The following is a 15907-nucleotide window of genomic DNA, read 5'->3' on the forward strand; positions in this document are numbered from 1 at the left end:
CCATTAGCTAAAATCGACAAAACACAATAGCACGCTGAATCAGCGCCGATGATAATATATCTACGTTTTTTAATTTACATCTTAACGCCTGCTTGTATATGTGATAATTTATAATAATTTTACCCCCAAACTAAAACTTACCCACAATGAGCGATTCTTACAAGAGGCCTATTCCATCGGATGCAGGCGGTTTCATTTCGCTTGACGAAATGAACGAACTCACCAAAAATCATGATGATGATCATGTAAACCAAAAATCTTTTGGTACGCATGTTAAGGCTATGTGCTATGGCAAAGACAAGGTATTGGAATTGTTAGATCAACCGGGCGCAGTAGCCTTAAGGATATACTACGGAATAAAAATAGATACTGATGGAGATGGAATAAAAGAAAAGAAAATGATTCTCGTAGCAGTAAACGAAGAAGGTGATGATATTCTGCCAACACCTATTACTGAAACAGATAAGACTGTCGCTGTTGCCAAAACTTTGCAGGCGAAAATATTAGATTCTGGCGTTCCATGCCCTGAATATTGTTCCGGGAAAAGACCGTAATTATAAAGCAATCAAGTGAATATAACATTCTTCTGGATTATCTACTATTGCATGATGGGGGTCGAATTTTTGGTTCTGATCCCCTTCATTCTGCAATATAAATTACTTGATAAGGCATCAAAGTGCATGTTTTATTACATATTGAGTTGTACCGTTTTTGCCGGAGGATCTTATATTCTTCAAAAGTTTTATGGCAATAACATGTGGTTTTTCAACTTAATGTACTTTATCCAATTTGTTATCCTATCCGTATTTTATTACATCTCCATTAAAAACCCCACCGTACGCACCATTGTTCGATATATGCCGCTTTTAATCCTGGCAATATTTGTTTTTGATTTATTCTTTATTGAAGGGGTGCGGGCTTTCAACTCTATTTCATCAGGAGTAAAGAACCTGGTTTTACTTGTTTATGGTATTTACTACTTCCTCCAGTTGATTAAGGATAAGGAGCTTATTGAAAAAGCCATTTATATTGATTCTTTGCCCGTCTTCTGGTATAGTGCCGCGATATTCATTTTCTCCTGTACTGAATTTCTCTTCTGTATCAGTTACAATCATCTACAGGCATTGCAAACTTCAGGAGTTGCCAGAATGGGAATGACGATAACAATATTTACCATCAACTATATTGTTGGCATAATATCCATGATTCTTCTTTATATTGGTCTCTCAAAGAATAAAAAACTGAGATATGCAGACAGTTGATATTATTGTAATTGGCACTACAGTAATGTTAATGCTTGGAGTAATTGTGATCATATTAGTGATGTTGCAACAGAAACAGGTAATCCAACATAAGCTTGTCATTCGTGATAAAGACCTCCAACTCCAACGTGAACGCCTCATCGCCGTACTCCAGGGCCAGGAACAGGAACGTAAACGTATTGCAGAAGACCTGCATGATGAGGTAGGTGCCCAACTCTCTGTACTAAAACTTAATCTCGGCGGGCTTCAACCCCTGTTGAAAACCGGCAATGGCGAAACCGAACGCCTGAAAGAAACCAAAGACTTTGCGGACATCATTATCCAGCAACTGCGGTTTATTTCCCAGAGCCTCCACCCCCAGGCACTGGAAAACCTTGGCCTGGCGCATGCATTGGACTCGTTCTGCAACCTGATGAACAAAAACAAACAGGTAAAAATAACGTTCAAAACCGCCGGCAACGGGCAAACGGTAGACAGGGAAAAAGCATTAAACGTATACCGCGTGGTACAGGAACTGCTGAATAATATCCTGAAACATGCCGAAGCGACGGAAGTACTGATCACTTACCAAACCACTCCTTCCCTGTTAACCATTAACGTGGAAGACAATGGTAATGGAGCATTACTCCCGTCCCTGGCCGATTCCCGCAAGAAGACCGGCAGCCTGGGACTTAAAAATATTGAAAGCCGTCTTAATATTATCGGTGGAAATATTACCTTCACTTCCGGAACACCACAAGGAACTATTGCTTCGATCAGTGTAGAGAATTATCAGGCGCCCACACAGAATAGTTGATACTTATGTTGTTTTATTACTAAATTGCCGTCCGGTTGTGTTTGTAACGGCATGACTTATAGTAATTTATTATCAATAAAATAATAGCAAATCTTCTAACTGTCCATTTATGGCACACATAAAAGTGGCCATTGCGGATGATCATAAGATCTTCCGTAGTGGAGTGATAAACACGCTGATTCCATACGAAAATATCCGCTTCATATTTGAAGCTGACGACGGGCTGCATCTTTTACAGATGATGGAATCACAACAACCGGATGTGATCCTTATGGATCTCAAAATGCCTAACATGGATGGYATTGAAGCCACCGTCAAAGTAAAAGAAAAGTTTCCCGATGTAAAGATCATCATACTCACCATGTATGAAGATGACAACTTCATTGTCCATCTCGTGGAAAACGGCGCTAACGCCTATTTACTCAAAAATGCAGAACCGGAAGAAATCTATGAAGCTATCTGTACTACTTACGAAAAAGGATTTTATTTCAATGAAAATGTAAACCTGGCACTGCTTAAAAAGGTATTACATAAAAACAAACAACAGTTTAAGCCTACACTCAAAAACGAAATACAACTGAACGACCGGGAACAGGAAGTACTGAAGCTGATCTGTAATGAACTCACCACCCAGGAGATTTCTGAACAGATTTTTCTGAGTCCCCGTACTGTAGAAGGCATCCGTCAAAAATTATTAGAAAAAATCAACGTTAAAAACAGCGTTGGACTGGTACTGTACGCATTCCGAAACGGATTAATAGAATAGATTTAAATACCCACCTAATCATGAGAACTTTCAGAACCTTTGCTGCTACAGCTGGCGCTATGCTATTGCTGTATGCCGGCACTACCCTTGCACAGGGAATTAAAATGCCTGCACCAAGCCCTACTCAAACGATCAAACAGGACTTTGCTTTATCCAACATAGAGCTGAGCTACTCCCGTCCGCTGAAAAACGGCAGGGTGATCATGGGCGACCTGGTACCTTATGGCAAAGTATGGAGAACCGGCGCTAACAGTGCTACTACCATTACTTTCGGAGAAGATGTAAAATTTGGCGGCGTACCTGTGAAAGCAGGTAAATACGGTTTGCTCACTATCCCCGGCGCTCAGTCCTGGACCGTGATCCTGACCAGCAGCCTGGATGTAACCAGCCCGTCTGCTTACAAACAAGAAAACGATATCGCCCGCGTACAGGTAAAACCTGTAGCCGCTCCTTTCAGCCAGGAAAGCTTTACCATCGGCTTTGAGAACGTACGTTCCAACTCCGTAGTACTGACCCTCAGCTGGGATAAAACAAAAGTACCTGTAGTTATCGGTGCTGATATCGATGATAAAATCACTGCGCAAATCAATGATGCGATGCAGTCTGCCGACAAAAAACCTTACTACCAGGCAGCGGTATATTACTATGAAAGTGGTAAAGACCTCACCAAAGCAGTAGAGTGGATCAACGAAGCAGCTACACAAAGCCCGGACGCATTTTGGGTTTGGTATCAGAAAGCACGCATCAACGCGAAAGCGAAGAATGTAAAAGTAGCAAAAGAAGCTGCACAGAAATCCATCGAACTGGCTACCACCGCTAAGAACGATGACTATGTAACGCTGAATAAAAAGTTACTGGCTACTTTAAAATAAGCTGATCACCATCYGCCCGAAACAGGTGGATGTCTAAAGTATATGTCCCGGTTATCGAATGATGGCCGGGACTTTTTATTAAGGCGGCTGTTTAGCATAAAAGAGGTACTCGCTTCAATAGCTTTAAGCTTTTCCTTTTATGCTTACCATAAAAAATGCCTCACCATTACGGCAAGGCACTTTCTATTATTGTAACAGATTGATTGTACGGTGTATTATTACGCAGCTTTCGCTTTCTTTAGCTGTGCAGGTGTAATCATGGCTGGTTTCAGCTTGATGATACCTACAAAGTTCAGCAGCTTCATTACCTGGTAGCTCGGATCAAATTCATACCACTTCTTAGCGAAGTTAGGACTGTCTTTAAATTTGTGGTGGTTGTTCTGGAACAGCTCTCCCATCAGTATAATACCCCATGGAGAAGTATTTCTGGAATGGTCACTGTTGTCAAAATTCTGGTAACCATATTTATGACCACACCAGTTAACGATAGCACCTTGTACAGGTCCCATCAGGAAGTGGATAGGCAACAGTAAATAAAGATACCACATGCCAGCCGGAACAAATACTACGTAGAAAGCTACATAGATAGCCATCCAGGTGAAACGGGTAATGTTGCTGTCGCCGAATTTATCCATAGCATCCCATTCTGGTAATGGCTCTGCGGTGAATTTAGGATCAACACTGCTGGTACGGGTGGCAAAACCATTATAGAGTTTGCGGGTTTGTACCATCATACCCCATACATCTTTAAAGAAGTGTGGAGAATGCGGATCGTGTTCGGTATCGCTGAATTCATGGTGCATGCGGTGCATAACGCCATAAGCTCTTGGAATCAGGTATGATGAACCCTGGAAAAACCAGGTACTGAAATAAAAGAAACGTTCCCAGAACTTGCTGGTAGTATACATCTGGTGAGATGCATACCTGTGTAAATAGAATGTGTGAAAGAACAATGAAAAGAACCAATGCACACAAAAGAATATCAGGATCGCCGTCATTTCTATAAAATGTAAAGTGACAAATAAGGGGCAAAGGTAAGATAAATAGCCGGGAAAAATGCCAAAGAAGACAGCCCTATGGTCACCAAAATGTTAAAATAATTTTAAATTTTATTTTTTCTTCACCCAACGTAACTCCAACAGGTTCATACCGTTACCGGGGAATCCCGATACATTTGGCTGCACCAGCCGCACCACTTCGTCATAGAACAAAGGCACTACGGCCGCGTCCGAAATAATCATGTTATCCATGGCCTGGTACTGGGTGTAGCGGATGCTGTCGTTGTTTTCCTCCAGCGACTTTTCATACAATACATCAAAGGCCGGGTTCTGATAACGGGTATAATTGGGCGGGGCCGGATTCTTACTGTAAAACATAGCCAGGTAACTTTCTGCATCCGGGTAATCAGCGATCCAGCTACCCCGGAAAAACAATGCCTGCGATTTGGCCGTTTGCTCCATCAGCAATCCTTTCTGTATCACTTCCACCTGTATACGAATGCCGGTCTCCTGCAACTGGTTGGCCACATAGTTGGCCAGGTCCGCATAAATAGGAATAGACAGTAACTTAATCACCGGCAGCCCCTGTCCATCAGGATAACCGGCTTCCTGTAGTAGTTGTCTGCTCATAGCCGGATTATAAGGATAGCCCTTTACTTTTGCGCTATCAAAAGATGGCAGGCCTGCAGGCACAAAACCCGCCATGGCAGCGGTACCGATGCCATTACGCAGATAGGTCATCATTTTCGTACGGTCGATACCGTAGTTAATGGCCTGTCGTATTTTCTTTAAGCGGGTGGGCGATGTTTTCACCAGCGCATTTTCCGGATCTGTCAGGAAGCCCAGGTATTCTGTATTCAGATAAGGATGCTTGTTCAATACCATCTTTCCCTCCCACTCCTTCCGGAGCTTACCTTGCTTGGTCAGCACTTCATCTTTAAACGAGGCATCAATATCATTCATGAAATCCAGTTGCCCCTGCCGGAACAGCAGGAACTCGGAGGCCTTGCTGTCCAGGAAGCCTACCTGCACGGCTTCCATATAAGGCAGCCGATGCCCGGTGCTGTCTTTTTCAAAATAGTTGGGATTGCGGTGCAACACCAGCGCCTGGCCTTCGTCCCAGAGGAAAAAGCGGAATGGCCCGGTGCCACAGGGATGATTGCGGAAGTCCTTGCCGTATTTTTCGATGGCTTCATGTGGCACTATAGAGCAGTATTGCATACTCAGGATGCCCAGCACCGGGTGAAAAGGACGATATAATGTCAATTCAAAAGTAGAGTCGTTGAGTGCCCGGAAGCCGCTGTCGGCGCTGAGTTTACCATTAAAGATCCAGGCGCCCGGCGAGGCGGTTACCGGGTCCATAATACGATTCAGGCTGTACACCACGTCCTGCGCGGTCATGCGCCGCCCTTTGCCCCCGGGAAAAATATCATTGTCGTGGAAGTATACGTCTGTTCTCAGGTCAAAGGTATAGGTACGGTGATCCGCTGATACGCGCCATTGCTTCGCCAGCGAAGGCCGTATCACCAGGTTGCTGTCTGGTTCCACGAGGGTATTGTATAACTGTTTTACCGCCCATATCACCTCCTGGCTTTTGGCAAAAGMCGGATCAAGGGAAGCAATGGCGTTGGTACTATTATACCGGAACACGGACAAACGCTGTTTCTCCGGGCTACCGCACGCCCCTAACAACAGGCTACAGAGCCCAATAAAGCACCATCTGATGATAACCGCCTGACAATAACAACTTTTCATTTGGCAGTAAATTAATATCTTTCAGTCTAAAATATACGAATAAATATGCGCGGCATACCAATGCTTTGTATAGCCCTGATGGCAACCCTTACCACAGCGGCACAGCAACAATTCAGCAGGGCGGACACGCTGAGAGGCAGCATTACTCCTCCACGCGCCTGGTGGGATGTGATCAACTACGACCTGCATGTACAGGTAAATACCGATGACAGCACCTTCCAGGGCTTTAACACCATTACTTACAAGGTGCTGAAACCAGATTCCCTCATGCAGATAGATCTGCAGTTCCCCATGGTGATAGACAGCGTGATACAGGATAAAAAATCCCTGTCGTTTACCCGTGACAGTAATGCCTGGTTCATAAAAATAAAAACGCCACAAGCAAAAGATAAAAAGAAACAGATCACCATTTTTTACAGCGGGAAACCACACCGGGCAAAGAATGCGCCCTGGGATGGCGGCATCGTATGGTCTAAAGATGAAAAGGGCCGTCCGTGGATAGCCACGGCAGTACAGGGTTTGGGCGCCAGCGTATGGTGGCCCAATAAAGATACCCAAAGTGATGAGCCGGAAAACATGACCATTAACGTGACCGTACCTTCAGAACTGGTAGATGTTTCCAACGGACGCCTGAAGAAAACCATCGACAACCCCGATGGCACCCACACCTTCATATGGTACGTGAGCAACCCGATTAACAACTATGATGTAGCACTGAACATAGGTAATTATATAGAGATAAAAGACAGCTACTCCGGCGAAGGCGGCAAGCTGGATCTGGGCTACTGGGTACTGGATTATAATGAAGAAAAAGCAAGGGAACATTTCAAAGTAGTAAAGCCTATGCTGAAATGTTTTGAGTACTGGTTTGGGAAATATCCTTTTTATAAAGACAGCTACAAGCTGGTGGAGACGCCGTTCCTGGGCATGGAGCATCAGAGCGCGGTAGCCTATGGCAACAAATTCCAGATGGGCTATAAAGGCACTGACCTTTCCGGCACCGGCTGGGGATTAAAATGGGATTTCCTGGTTATACATGAAAGCGGTCATGAATGGTTTGGTAACAGTATCACCAGCAAAGACCTGGCGGATATGTGGATTCACGAATCCTTTACCAACTACTCCGAAACCTTATTTACTGAATGTGCGTATGGACCTAAAGCCGCACAGGAATATGTACAGGGCATCCGTAAAAATGTCAGGAATGATGAGCCCATCATAGCGCCCTATGGCGTAAATGCAGAAGGCAGCAGTGACATGTATTATAAGGGCGCCAACATGATCCACAATATCCGTCAGATCATGGAAAACGATGAAGCTTTCCGGCAGATGCTGAGAGGGCTGAATAAAACGTTCTACCATCAAACCGTTACCACGCAACAGGTAGAAGAGTATATGAGCCAGGCAGTGGGTATGAATCTGAATAAAATATTTGATCAATACCTGCGTCACACGACTATTCCAACACTGGAATACCGTTTCGCAGGGCAACAGCTCCAATACCGCTGGGTGACGGATGTAAAGGACTTTAATATGCCGGTAAGGGTGAAGTTGAGTGATAATGGTTATAAGCTGATCTATCCCGGCACATTATGGCATAGCTCCAATATCACGCTGAGTGATCATAAGAATTTTGAGGTAGACAAGAACTTCTTCATAAAAATAAGAGAAGCGAAGTAAGCTTTTAGCCGATAAGCTTTTAGCCATTAGCTTTTAGCTTTTAGCAAAATGCAGCGAAGACGAAAGCAGTATATGCCGGTCTTCGCTGCATTTTGCTAAAAGCTAAAAGCTAATGGCTAAAAGCTTACTCGCTATTTTTTCAGCAGCTTAAATGCGTGCGCGGTGCTATCATTTAAAAAGCCGTAGGCGGCCCATAAAATAGAGAGTGGTTCTATGCTCCGGCTCATTTCTATGTTGCCCATATCTGCTACATCATTCCATCCTATCTGGTGCAGGAGGTTAATGACTTGTCTTTTTGCATCTGCGTTATTACCGGCGATAAACATGGTAGGTGAGCCTTCCTGGAATTCGGGGAGGAGCATTCTTTCATGACCAATACAACTGAGCGCCTTTACTACATTGGCATCTGGTGGTAACCAGGCCTGTATTTGTTCTCCTGCAGAATTATTGTGGCCGATGGTAAAAGTGAGTCGTCCGCTTTCATCGGGTCCTTTGCCATCAAGTGGATTGGTGACATCTACCACTGTTTTGGTTTTGAAATTCCAGATGCCTGCTGCTTCAATGGCTTTTTTGGTACCTATCCAGCTGGTGCAGATCAGGAGTAATTCCCCAAATTCTGCTGCCTGCCTGAAAGTGCCTGCCGTCGCTTGTTTACCTTGTTTCTTTATCCATTGCTGCAATGATTCTTTGGAAGGATTACGGGTGCCGATAGTAACATGATGCCCTGTTTGAATAAGACCTTTGCCAAGGGTTAGCCCTACCGGACCGCTTCCCAGGATACCGATTTTCATGAGCGTAGATTAATATTAAGCAGATGATGGTGCGAAACATGAAGATACTTAAAAAAGCAGAAAGGATAAAGCTTAAAGCAAAAAGCCACTACCCCACAGATAAAAGCGATCAATGGTGTTTTCCGCTTATATCTGTGGAGTAGTAGCCTGATATCTTATCTATTCCGTATTATGCCTGCTGCTCTTCCTGCAAATATCCAAGGAACTTCTGCATCCCCTGCCGTTTGGCCGGCGTGAAAGGATAGCTGATGTTATGGATATAGTAGGTAGTCAGATCGTAGATGTCGTAAGGGTTTTCGGCTACCACGGCAGGAATATTTTTAATGCCGATGCTGGTGGCCTCATTAAATTCTCTTGTAAACTCAGCTGGCAGCGGTTTATTGCTGATCCAGGCGGCAAATACAAATGGCAAACTGGTAAATCGTACCCAGTTTTCAGCGAGATCATATATATATGGTGATACCTTGCGTTGTGCCAAAGCACGGTCGCCGATCACCAGCCCTGCGTCTGTTCCTTTGATTTTATCCTGGTAATCGCCGTTGGTGTTGACGAATTCCACGTCCAGCTTCCAGTATTCGCGTACCAATACCTTGAGCAAGGCTACAGAAGTCCTGCTCTGGTAGTCCAGGTAAATGCGTTTAATCTCATTTAAGGGTACATCGCTATACAAACAAACAGATGCCACAGGTCCTTCGGCACCAATACAATAATCTGCTATAATATGATACTCCTTTAATTTAGGGATAATTGCAACTGGCACCAATGCCACGTCTACATCTCCATCTATCAGCTGCTGGGCTATTTTAGCCGGATAATCCATCGATAATTCCATCATCTCCATCACCGGATGATTCCTGAATCCATACAATAAAGGCTTCGTATTCAAATAACTTACAGCCGCAACTTTTACTTTCCGTTCCAATTTCAGTAATTTTGAAGCTGCAAAAGTAACTAAATCCCGGTTAACAAGTTCCAAATGAATAATTGTCATCCTGTAAATCAGGGTTCAGAGAGAACTTGTAGCCCACTAAACATGTTAATTGTAATACTGGAATACATACATTATGCAACTACAACCATTAACTGCCATTTCTCCGCTGGACGGGCGCTATCGCAAGCAACTGGACGAGCTGGCCAATTATTTTTCTGAATTTGCGTTGATCCGTTACCGTGTGATGGTAGAGGTGGAATATTTTATTGCGCTCTCTGAGCAGAAGCTGTTTACACTGCCCAAAGCCAAGTTCCCTGCCCTGCGTAAAATTTACCAGGAATTCACCATCGAGAACGCGCAACTGATCAAAGACACAGAAAAAATTACCAACCACGATGTGAAGGCAGTGGAATATTTTCTGAAGAATGAAATGAAAAACCTCGGTTTGGAAGACAAACTGGAATGGGTGCATTTCGGTCTTACTTCACAGGATGTCAACAATACCGCTACCCCCCTCCTTTGGAAAGATGCAGTAGAACATGTGTACATGCCCGCGTTGGCCAATATGATCCTGGAACTGAAAAAACTCGGTCTCGGCTGGATGAAAGTGCCTATGCTGGCCCGTACCCACGGACAGCCCGCTTCTCCCACCATTCTTGGTAAAGAAATACTGGTGTTTGTAGAGCGCCTGGAAGGACAGGTAAACCTGCTGGGACAAATTCCTTTTGCCGCAAAATTTGGCGGTGCTACCGGTAACTTCAATGCGCACCACGTAGCTTTCCCTAAAATCAACTGGGAAAAATTCGGCGAAAAATTCGTGAATACCACGCTGGGCCTGCAACGTATGAAATATACCACGCAGATTGAACACTACGATAACATCTCCGCTCAATTTGATGCACTGAAACGTATCAATACCATCCTGCTGGACTTCTGCCGCGATATCTGGACGTACATCTCCATGGATTACTTCAAACAGAAAATTAAAAAGAATGAAGTAGGATCTTCTGCGATGCCGCATAAAGTAAATCCTATTGACTTTGAAAATGCAGAAGGTAACCTGGGCCTGGCTAATGCACTGTTTGAACACCTCAGTGCCAAACTGCCCGTATCCCGCCTGCAGCGCGATCTGACCGATTCTACCGTATTACGTAACCTGGGTGTACCATTTGGCCATACCCTGCTGGCAACTAAGTCTATCCAGAAAGGATTAGGTAAACTGATCCTGAACGAAGCCAAGTTACATGCCGACCTTGAAAACAACTGGGCCGTAGTAGCAGAAGCCATTCAGACCGTTTTACGCCGTGAAAACTATCCACAGCCATATGAAGCCCTGAAAGAGCTGACCCGTGGCGGTGAACAGATCACCCAGAAGAGTATGCACAAATTTGTGGATGGCCTGAAAATCAGTGCTGCCCTCAAAAAAGAACTGAAAGCTATCACACCACACAACTATACTGGTTTGTGGTAATCGTATAAAAACTTAAAAGCTCCGTCCTGTTGGACGGAGCTTTTTTAATTCTTTGACTCCCGAAAGCAATTCTCTGCGATCAATGCGTTAGTAGCCGTGAGGCCCTGGTTTAACAAACGCTATACTGTGTATTAATTTTTATTCCCGCTGCACTTCATTTGTTACTGGTATCGCCGGCATTTCATCTTCTGTTCCTGAAATAATAAACCCGCTACATTGGTGATCAGCACCAGTGCATTAGTTCCTTCAGAGAAAAATGATTTGCTTGAATGCTACCGGAATACCGGGGGTATATAACAACTCAGGGGGTAGTTTCTAAAAGCTGTGCAAAGATATAAAAGTATGATAGTATTACAGAATAAATACAAGCATTTTTTTGTTAATAACTGGTTAACGTTAAAACGGGTAAAAGTAGATGCATTTTGCCTTTGCACGCATTTATCCGCGCAGTGAAAAATCGAAAATCTATCAGAAAACGATTTTCAGAACACATCCCTGAAATGCATCAGTTCATATTCATCTCCCAAAAAAGTAATAGCAATAATATCAAACCGAATAGCCACCGGATGTAAATGGTAACACAACAGATAATCATCGGCTACACTCCGGATATGCTCTTCCTTACGAAAATTAACGGCTTCTTCCGGCCAGCCAAAGCGCGCGCTGCTTCTTGTTTTTACTTCTATAAAATAAATGGTGTGTTCCTTAGTCGCGATGATATCAATTTCCCGGCGTCCGGATTTCCAGTTGAGATGCAGCAACGTGCAGTGGCGGCAAACATATGCCTGTGCAATGGCCTCGCCCCGCTGCCCCAGGGTTAAATGGTTCAGCATATGATATGGTTTAGGTTAAACAAACAATCTGTGAAATTAATCACCGGAAATATTTACTTTTCCGAGGGAAGATAAATATTCCACTTAACACCTATTTTTGCAGGCATATAAAATTATCAATTCTCTGCTATTTAACAAGTAAACAGATAACCATATATGAACTTATTCAGACTGGAAGGAAAAGTACAGCATTATGCATGGGGCGGATTTAAATACATTCCTGAACTGTTAGGCATTGCGCCAACGGATCAACCCAGTGCGGAATACTGGATGGGTGCGCATCCGAGTGCCCCTTCCCTCATTACTACTGCTAACGGAACATTGCCACTGAATCAGTTGATACAGCAGGATCCGGCCAATATCACCGGCCCGGCAGTATGGGAAAAATTCAAAGAGCTGCCTTTTCTTTTTAAGATACTGGATGTAAAAGATATGTTGTCCATTCAGGTACATCCTACCAAAAGTGAAGCAGAGAAAGGCTTTGCGAGAGAGAATGCAGAAGGCATTCCTTTAAATGCACCTAACCGTAACTATAAAGATGATAACCATAAGCCGGAGATTATGGTGGCATTGAGTGAGTTTTATCTCCTGCACGGTTTCTTACCACATGCACAACTGCAGCAGGTATTAACCTCCACACCTGAGTTTACCTCACTGGTAAGCATATACGAAAAAGAAGGTTATTATGGTCTGTATAAAAATGTAATGGAAATGCCGCAGTCGCTGGTGAACATCATTCTCCGCCCGCTGACAGACCGCATGATTCCTGACTATAAAGCGAATCGCTTATCTAAAACAAATCCGGGCTTCTGGGCAGCACGCGCCGTATTAAATGATCCGGGCAGCATCGACAAAATCGATCGTGGTATCTTCTCTATCTACTTCTTTAACATCATGCAGGTACAAGCCGGTGATGCAGTGTTCCAGGATGCAGGCATTCCACACGCGTACCTGGAAGGCCAGAACGTAGAGCTGATGGCTAACTCAGACAATGTGCTGCGTGGCGGTCTTACCCCTAAACATGTGGATGTACCGGAGCTGCTGAAGCATACCCGCTTTGAAGGTGTAGAGCCTAACATCATTAAAGGGAATGTGAGTGCAGATGGACTGGAAAGAATTTATCCTTCTCCGGCGCCTGATTTTGAAGTAAGCAAGATAGATATTCCCGCAGGAAAGGTATACCAACATACCGCCAAAGCGGCTGAAATATTGATTGTAATTAGCGGTACCGCCACCGTAAAAGGAGATGATACCCTGGCCTTACAAAAAGGCCAATGCATATTTACCGCATATGGTGCATCTTATGAAATCAGCACCGACAGCAGCGTTGAGCTGTTTAAAGCTACGGTAGCTATTAGCTTTTAGCTTTTAGAAAATGCAGCGGATAACATTATATGTTAATCTCCGCTGCATTTTCTAAAAGCTAAAAGCTAACGGCTAAAAGCTGTTATAGTACTATAACTGTTTTGCCTTTTCCTTTTGCCTGACGGCTTAATGCTACTGCGGCAGGTGCATCTTCCAGCTTAATTTTATTTTCTACCGGAATCGTTAATGCGCCTCGGTCTATTACCAGCGAGAGGGTATCCAGAGAGGCGGCACTGCCTTGTGTTTCAAAATTGCCTCCGTGAATCTTTCTTGACTTCAACGCTTCTTCATCTGCCACAAATATGGTGGTTAGTGCGCCCGCGCCTGATTTCAACAGGTCCAGATTGGCGGTAAAGCCGGCGCCATCGCTTACCAGGTCGATCAGGCCATCTATCCCATCGGGATATTTAGCTTTCACCTGGGTGGTTAATGGTGCTTCGTGGTAATTAACCGTATCTGCTGCCCCCAGCTTTTTCATGCGTGCTTCGGCTTCAGCATCGGGTACCGTGGCGATCACTACAATCCCTTGTGCCGCTGCAAGTTGGGTGGCAAAAGAGCCTACGCCGCCGGTAGCGCCATTAATGAGCAGGGTATCTCCCTCCTGCAGGTCCAGTTTGTCCAGGAGTTGCTGGGCAGTCATGCCTGCTGTGGGCACTGCTGCTGCTTCTATGGCAGAAATACTGGCAGGTGCATGGGTTATCCCTGATTTCTCCGGCACAATTGCATATTCAGCATAGGAGCCTTCACCGATAGGCGCATGAATAAACTGTCCGTATACTTTATCGCCCTTCTTAAACCGGGTAACGCCCTCTCCCACTTCTTCCACAGTACCGGCGCCATCAACGCCCATGATCAGTGGGAACTGATGTGGCATTTTCCCGTCGTCCATAATACCATCAATCATTTTCCAGTCGAAGGGGTTCATGCCGGCAGCGGCTACCTTGATCAGGACAGTGCCTGGTCTCACAGCGGGTTTCGGCAGATCCATTACAACAGGAATGTCTTTGAATTTTGATACGGCTACGGCTTTCATAATTATGTTTTYAAATCAGTATTTTCCGATTAAAATAAATCAATAAGGCATAAAAAAGGGAGCTAAGCCCCGATAGTTTCTATGTTTGGGTTATCACACCTTAAACGTAGATGCCTGAATAAAGATAGAAAATTTCCGGGACAGCCGGTTCTTGTCTCAAATATTATCAGTGAACCGGTTACCGCCATAATTCCCCGCCGGCTCACCCATTTCCACCATTTGCTAAACAGCATTTCCTCCATTCCCGTTTGTATTGGAATTTTAATCCGGCATATCAAATAAACCAGAAATAGGTGCTTCGGGAATAGTCAGCGGCTTTGGACGTTTATCCCTGCAGATGGCAGATAACATCATTTCTCCAACTGTTCACAAAGATGGAAAACTGGTTGGCTGCATAATATTATCATCTCAAAAAAAAGAACAATTATTACCCATCCAAAATATAATATCATGAAGATTAAATTCCTTCTTCCGTGTATCCTGCTCCTATCGGCCTTTATCATGGCAGGCTGCAGTAAGGACAAAAACAGTCCGGCGCCTCCCGATACTAACTGCCGCATTGCGACCATTGCAACAAAGTCCGGCAATGTAACTATCACCTATATGCTGAGCTATGATAACGATGGCAGGGTAAGTAAAATCAGTGTAAATGACTTTTCCGAGACCCATATCCATTTCAACTATGCGCCAGGTTTACTTACACGCGATGAATACTCCGACCACTGGAACGGGCAATTAACGAGCGAGATGCGGGCAGAACTAAACAATATGGGACTACCTGTTAATGTGATCCAAAAGCGATACGACTATACCCCAACCGGCCAACCGCTCAAGCTTTCGTCTACCATTACCAATACTTATGAATATAATGGACAGGGTGAGCTGCAACTGGCTATCACGAAAACTGAATACGTGACTATGCCGGCTAATAATTCCACGCTGACCACTACCTACACCTGGTCCAATGGTAATATCATCAAGGAGGAAGCAGCAGGTGGCCTGATGACAAATTATGAATATTATACTGATAAGCCTGTTCAAAAAGGAGATGCTGTAGGTATTAACAGCATAATAAACACTGGTATCAATCCGGTTAAAAATAAGAACCTGGTCAAATCAGCCTCTAATGCCTCACTAGTCCTTAATATAAACTATGAATATGATGAAACGGGAAAGATCAAAACGGCAGCGATTTCGGGTAACACGGTAGCGAATAGCCGCGAGCTGCGATACCAGTATTCTTGTAATTGATCTTACTACGTATTAATTGCTCAGTTATTGATGGTGGTGATCAGAAAGAAATTTAAAAATCGGGGGTAAGCCATATCTGGTATGGATCACACCCGAACAAATA

General features: G+C 44.2%; 15 protein-coding genes. 9 read left to right on the forward strand and 6 right to left on the reverse strand.

Going from position 1 to position 15907, the window contains the following annotated elements; all coding sequences use genetic code 11:
• Positions 1–146 precede the first annotated feature (146 nt).
• From AC1DP6_RS20915 to AC1DP6_RS20935, 5 genes are all read left to right on the forward strand, one after another.
• Positions 147–554 (forward strand): hypothetical protein, encoded by a 408-nt coding sequence (locus AC1DP6_RS20915; RefSeq protein WP_477056548.1) that lies wholly within the window; start codon positions 147–149, stop codon positions 552–554.
• Positions 555–605: 51 nt separating this feature from the next.
• The gene (locus AC1DP6_RS20920; protein WP_477056549.1) at positions 606–1262 is read left to right on the forward strand and encodes a hypothetical protein; all 657 of its coding nucleotides are present in this window, start codon (positions 606–608) and stop codon (positions 1260–1262) included.
• Positions 1249–2058 (forward strand): sensor histidine kinase, encoded by an 810-nt coding sequence (locus AC1DP6_RS20925; protein ID WP_477056550.1) that lies wholly within the window; start codon positions 1249–1251, stop codon positions 2056–2058. The genes AC1DP6_RS20920 and AC1DP6_RS20925 overlap by 14 nt, the downstream gene beginning before the upstream one ends.
• A 109-nt stretch (positions 2059–2167) precedes the next feature.
• Positions 2168–2824 (forward strand): response regulator, encoded by a 657-nt coding sequence (locus AC1DP6_RS20930; RefSeq protein WP_477056551.1) that lies wholly within the window; start codon positions 2168–2170, stop codon positions 2822–2824.
• Between the two features lie 20 nt (positions 2825–2844).
• Entirely contained in the window at positions 2845–3696 is an 852-nt protein-coding gene (locus AC1DP6_RS20935; RefSeq protein ID WP_477056552.1) for a DUF2911 domain-containing protein, read from the forward strand.
• 218 nt (positions 3697–3914) lie between these two features.
• Here AC1DP6_RS20935 and AC1DP6_RS20940 read toward each other — a convergent pair whose 3' ends face one another.
• Both AC1DP6_RS20940 and AC1DP6_RS20945 read right to left on the reverse strand, forming a co-directional pair.
• Positions 3915–4694: an acyl-CoA desaturase gene (locus tag AC1DP6_RS20940; protein ID WP_477056553.1), complete on the reverse strand. Its 780-nt coding sequence runs from the start codon at positions 4692–4694 to the stop codon at positions 3915–3917.
• 111 nt (positions 4695–4805) lie between these two features.
• Positions 4806–6449, reverse strand: a complete 1644-nt coding sequence (locus AC1DP6_RS20945) for an ABC transporter substrate-binding protein (RefSeq protein WP_477056554.1) — start codon at positions 6447–6449, stop codon at positions 4806–4808.
• A gap of 45 nt (positions 6450–6494) precedes the next feature.
• Here AC1DP6_RS20945 and AC1DP6_RS20950 point away from each other — a divergent pair, with 45 nt between their 5' ends.
• A complete protein-coding gene (locus AC1DP6_RS20950; protein WP_477056555.1) occupies positions 6495–8129 on the forward strand; it encodes a M1 family metallopeptidase in 1635 nt (544 codons plus the stop codon).
• A 131-nt stretch (positions 8130–8260) separates the two neighbouring features.
• Here the strand turns inward: AC1DP6_RS20950 and AC1DP6_RS20955 are convergent, their stop codons facing one another.
• Positions 8261–8920: an NADPH-dependent F420 reductase gene (locus AC1DP6_RS20955; protein ID WP_477056556.1), complete on the reverse strand. Its 660-nt coding sequence runs from the start codon at positions 8918–8920 to the stop codon at positions 8261–8263.
• Between the two features lie 169 nt (positions 8921–9089).
• Positions 9090–9842, reverse strand: a complete 753-nt coding sequence (locus AC1DP6_RS20960) for a menaquinone biosynthetic enzyme MqnA/MqnD family protein (RefSeq protein ID WP_477056557.1) — start codon at positions 9840–9842, stop codon at positions 9090–9092.
• 142 nt (positions 9843–9984) lie between these two features.
• Between AC1DP6_RS20960 and purB the strand changes: the two genes are divergently transcribed.
• Positions 9985–11322, forward strand: a complete 1338-nt coding sequence (gene purB / locus AC1DP6_RS20965; RefSeq protein WP_477024534.1) for an adenylosuccinate lyase — start codon at positions 9985–9987, stop codon at positions 11320–11322.
• Positions 11323–11804: 482 nt separating this feature from the next.
• Here purB and AC1DP6_RS20970 read toward each other — a convergent pair whose 3' ends face one another.
• Positions 11805–12155 (reverse strand): YraN family protein, encoded by a 351-nt coding sequence (locus tag AC1DP6_RS20970; protein ID WP_477056558.1) that lies wholly within the window; start codon positions 12153–12155, stop codon positions 11805–11807.
• Between the two features lie 156 nt (positions 12156–12311).
• Here AC1DP6_RS20970 and manA point away from each other — a divergent pair, with 156 nt between their 5' ends.
• The gene (gene manA / locus AC1DP6_RS20975) at positions 12312–13520 is read left to right on the forward strand and encodes a mannose-6-phosphate isomerase, class I (protein ID WP_477056559.1); all 1209 of its coding nucleotides are present in this window, start codon (positions 12312–12314) and stop codon (positions 13518–13520) included.
• Positions 13521–13602: 82 nt separating this feature from the next.
• On the opposite strand, the gene AC1DP6_RS20980 is transcribed toward manA, so the two are convergent.
• Positions 13603–14553, reverse strand: a complete 951-nt coding sequence (locus AC1DP6_RS20980; protein ID WP_477056560.1) for an NADP-dependent oxidoreductase — start codon at positions 14551–14553, stop codon at positions 13603–13605.
• Positions 14554–15003: 450 nt separating this feature from the next.
• Here AC1DP6_RS20980 and AC1DP6_RS20985 point away from each other — a divergent pair, with 450 nt between their 5' ends.
• Entirely contained in the window at positions 15004–15804 is an 801-nt protein-coding gene (locus AC1DP6_RS20985) for a hypothetical protein (RefSeq protein WP_477056561.1), read from the forward strand.
• Positions 15805–15907: the final 103 nt, after the last annotated feature.

The sequence above is a fragment of the Chitinophaga sp. 01L420 genome, from assembly GCF_056399985.1.